Origin of the sequence: Streptomyces triticirhizae (genome assembly GCF_003696235.1) — a bacterium.
GTDB lineage: Bacteria > Actinomycetota > Actinomycetes > Streptomycetales > Streptomycetaceae > Streptomyces > Streptomyces triticirhizae.
Genome location: NZ_RFFJ01000332.1, coordinates 1 through 3,495, shown reverse-complemented (window position 1 = coordinate 3,495; position 3,495 = coordinate 1). Strand labels below are relative to the sequence as shown.

The following is a 3,495-nucleotide window of genomic DNA, read 5'->3' as shown; positions in this document are numbered from 1 at the left end:
CGACGGCCTCGGCGCCGCGCGCGACGCCCTCGGCCAGCTCGGCGGCCAGGCCGCGCTCGCGCTCGGCCCTGGCGTCGAGCCGGCGGGTCAGCCCCCGGGCGCGCTGCTCGGCGGCGGTGTGCACGGAACGGGCGGCCTCCCGTTCGCCGGCGGCCTCGGTGACCCGCTGGAGCAGTTCGACGGAGCCGGCCGTGAAGTCGCGTTCGGCGGTCAGCTCGGCGCGGCGGCCGAGCTTGTCGGCGAAGCCGTGCACCAGGTCGGCCAGCCCGTCGGTGTCCCTGGGGTCGGTGACGGCGCGCAGCAGCAGGTCGGTGAAGTCCGCGTCGTTCTTCACCGCGAACAGGCCGGCGGCCTCGCCCTCGTCGGCGTTCATCTCCCGCTGGTAGCGGAAGAGTTCGGGGTCGAGGCCGAGCCTGCCCAGGTGTTCGATCCAGCGCTCGTGGACCTCCTCCCAGACCACGTCGAGGTTGGGGTAGGCCCTGCCGGTCTCGGTGAGGACGTCGCGGAAGCCCTTCATGGTGCGGCGCCTGCCGCGCGCGCCGGAGGTGCCGTCGCCGGCCTCGGGGCGGCGCAGGGCGGTGGACTCGGCGACGGGCAGCGAGTCCAGGCTCATCCCGGGGCCCGGGCGGAACGAGTACCAGGCCTCGGCGAACTTCCTCGGGTCGTTGGAGACCTGGCGGCCGCGCCACTCGCTGACCTTGCCGACGACCACGGTCTCGCCGGTGCGGGTGTGCTGCCACTCCAGGGCGACGTGGCCGCAGTCGTCGGCGAGCAGGAACTTGCGCAGCACGCCGGAGCTGGCGCCGCCCAGCGTGTTGCGGTGGCCGGGCAGCATCACCGAGAAGATCAGCTTGAGCAGCACGGACTTGCCGCCGCCGTTCTCCAGGAAGAGCACCCCGGCGGGGGCGGGGCGCAGGGGCGGTCCGGTGGGCTCCTCCTCGAAGAAGTCCGCCTGGGCCGGGGCCGGTTCGGGGACGGGCGCGCCGACGCCACGCAGGTCGAGCACGGTGTCGGCGTAGCGGGCACCGGCTGGGCCGATGGAGTAGAGGCGGACCCGGGACAGCTCGTACATGGCGTGGACTCTCGTGCGTTCCTGTGGTGGGTAAGGGGGCGGGGGCTCTGGCAGTGCGGCTCTAGCGGTGGAAGGGCAGGCCGGCGCCGTCCGCCAGGTCGGCGGCCTCGGGGTCGCCGGGCAGCAGGGTGCCGGCGCCGTCGCTGACGGGGACCAGGCCCAGCTCGGTCAGCTCGGTCAGCGCGGCGGTGGCGGCCAGCTCGCGGACCTGGAGCTGGTAGCGCGGGGTGGTGCGGTAGGTGCCGCCCTGGTCGTCGCCGACGCGGTGCAGGAAGCCGGAGTCGGCGAGGAAGGCGACGGCCTTGCCGACGATGCCCGTCGTCGAACCGGCCAGCCGGCGGGCGTCCTTGGTGGCGCCGGTGGAGCTGCGGCGGGCGTAGACCCGCCAGGCGGCTTCGAGGCCGGGCTCGTCGCTGACCGGGTCGGTGTTCTCGCCGCGCTCGGCGGCGCGTTCGGCGAGCCGCTGGCAGGCGTGGCGGACGAACGCCTCCACGCCGTTGACGGAGACCCGGCCCAGGTAGTCGTCGTCGGCGAGGTCGGCGGGGCGGGGGAACGCGAGGGCGGCGACGGCGAGATGGGCCAGGCCGTGGAGGAAGCGGTCGGCGGTGTCGGCGGTGGTGCGGCGGGCGTACTCGCCCATGCGGACGGCGAAGACGGAGTCCTCGGCGGCGGCGACGGCCATGCCGGCGCGCGGCGAGACCTCCAGCACGACCAGGCCGAGGCCGCCGGCGACGGCGTCGGCGACCCGGGCGAAGGCGGGCTCCTCCTGGTAGCGGCGGAGCAGCGCCGCGTAGTCCGGGTCCCTGGCGGGCGGCAGCTTGGGCGTCAGGCCGAAGGAGACGAGCCGGGCGGCGTCGGCGGCGTCGGCCGGGGTGAGCGGGGCCGAGCTCGGCTGGGTGGGCGGGGTGGGGGCGGGGATGGTCATGGGGTGGTCTCCGTGCGTGCGGCGGCCATACCGGCCGCGTCGAGCAGGGCGGTGCCGACGACGAGGTCGGCGCCGCCGAAGTCCGGGTCGTTGAGCGGGGTGCCGTCGTCCACGGCGAACAGCAGCCGACGTTCGCCCTGGCGGTAGGCGGTGCCGACCGGCGGGCTGGCGGCGTGCGCGGCCAACAGGGCGATGAGATGGGGTAGTTCGGGGTCGCGGGCGCGGGCCTCGGCGAGCAGCCCGGAGAGCCGGCGGGGCGCGTCGGGCGGCAGCCGCAGCAACTCCATGGCGGACTCCAGCTGGGCCTCGCTGAAGCGGCTGTCGTCGGGCGTGGCCACCAGGTCGGGCTCGGGCAGCTCGGCGCCCAGGTGTTCGCGGGGCGCGGGCGGGGTCAGCAGCTGCTCGACCAGGTCGGCGAGGCGGACGGCGCCGGGCGGACGGGGGCCGGTGCCCCGGGCGAAGTAGGCGTCGGTGACGCGGGTGGCCTCGGCGACCGGCCTCGGCAACAGCGGCCCGAGCAGCTGCCCGTACAGGTCGACGCCGGCGCGGGCGGCCGGGGCGGCGAACGCCTGCCGGTCCTGCTCGGCGCGGAAGAGCGGTCCGGCCTCCAGCAGCCGGGACTGGAGCTGGGTGTGGCGGCGGATGCAGTCCCGGACGATGTCCACCAACTCGGCGGCGCGCAGCTTGTGTTCCGGGTCGACGGCCTCGTCCCTGGCGTGCCGGATGTGGGTGAGGATGGCGTTCTCGTGGCGGTAGCGGTCGGCGATGTGGTCCAGGGCCTCGTCGACCATGTCGGGCACGGCGCGCAGCCAGTCGACGGCGCGGACGTCGCGCCGGGTGGTCTCCAGGGTGCGGCGGAGGGTCTCCGCGTACTGGACGGTGCGGTAGCGGGCCTGTTCGGCGGCGAGTTGGGCGTCGGCGAGGCGGCCCCTGCTGATGAGCACCTCCAGCTTGACCTCGGCGGCGATCTGGGCGCTGGTGACGTCGGTGTCGAGGGCGCCGACCAGGACGTTGACGGCCTCGTCCGTGGTGCGCAGGTAGACCCCGCCGCCGGGGCCCTGGACCTCCTCGATCAGCTTGAAGTCGTAGTCCCTGCGGGTGTATTCGCCTTCGGGTCCGAAGGTGCCGTAGACGGCGCGGAAGCCCCGGTCCACGCTGCCGACGTTGATCAGGTTGTCCAGCACCCAGCGGGCGACGCGGCGGTGTTCGGCGGTGGGGCGGGTGGGCGCCTGGGCGGCGATCCTGGGCAGCAGGCGGGCGATGACGTCCTCGTGCTCGGCGCCGGTGTCGAAGTCCATGCTGAGGGTGACCAGGTCGATGGCGGCGAGCGCCACCTCGGCCATCGCGTAACGGGCGTACTCGCCGGCGAGGTTGGCCTTGCGGACGTCGAGGTCGTGCAGCGGGGCGGTGCAGGCCAGGGCGCGCAGCCGGCGGGCCAGGCCCTCGTCGGCCGCGGGGCCGGGGGCGGGCCGGGACGCGGCCGGCGGGGCCGGCGGGG

2 protein-coding genes and 1 pseudogene are annotated in these 3,495 nt (G+C 75.6%); all 3 read right to left on the bottom strand.

All coding sequences use genetic code 11. The features are described 5' to 3' along the window. A pseudogene (locus EBN88_RS29175) lies at positions 1-1,072 on the bottom strand (hypothetical protein); the annotation flags it as partial. 61 nt (positions 1,073-1,133) lie between these two features. Further along, a complete protein-coding gene (locus EBN88_RS29170) occupies positions 1,134-1,997 on the bottom strand; it encodes a hypothetical protein (RefSeq protein WP_122400003.1) in 864 nt (287 codons plus the stop codon). Then, positions 1,994-3,495 (bottom strand): hypothetical protein (locus EBN88_RS29165; protein ID WP_122400002.1); only part of this gene is annotated, 1,502 nt, incomplete at its 5' end. The genes EBN88_RS29170 and EBN88_RS29165, both read right to left, overlap by 4 nt.

Bases quoted from the DNA above. Each gene is read 5' to 3' on its own strand.
- EBN88_RS29170 (WP_122400003.1), bottom strand. From the start codon at position 1,997: ATGACCATCCCCGCCCCCACCCCGCCCACCCAGCCGAGCTCGGCCCCG.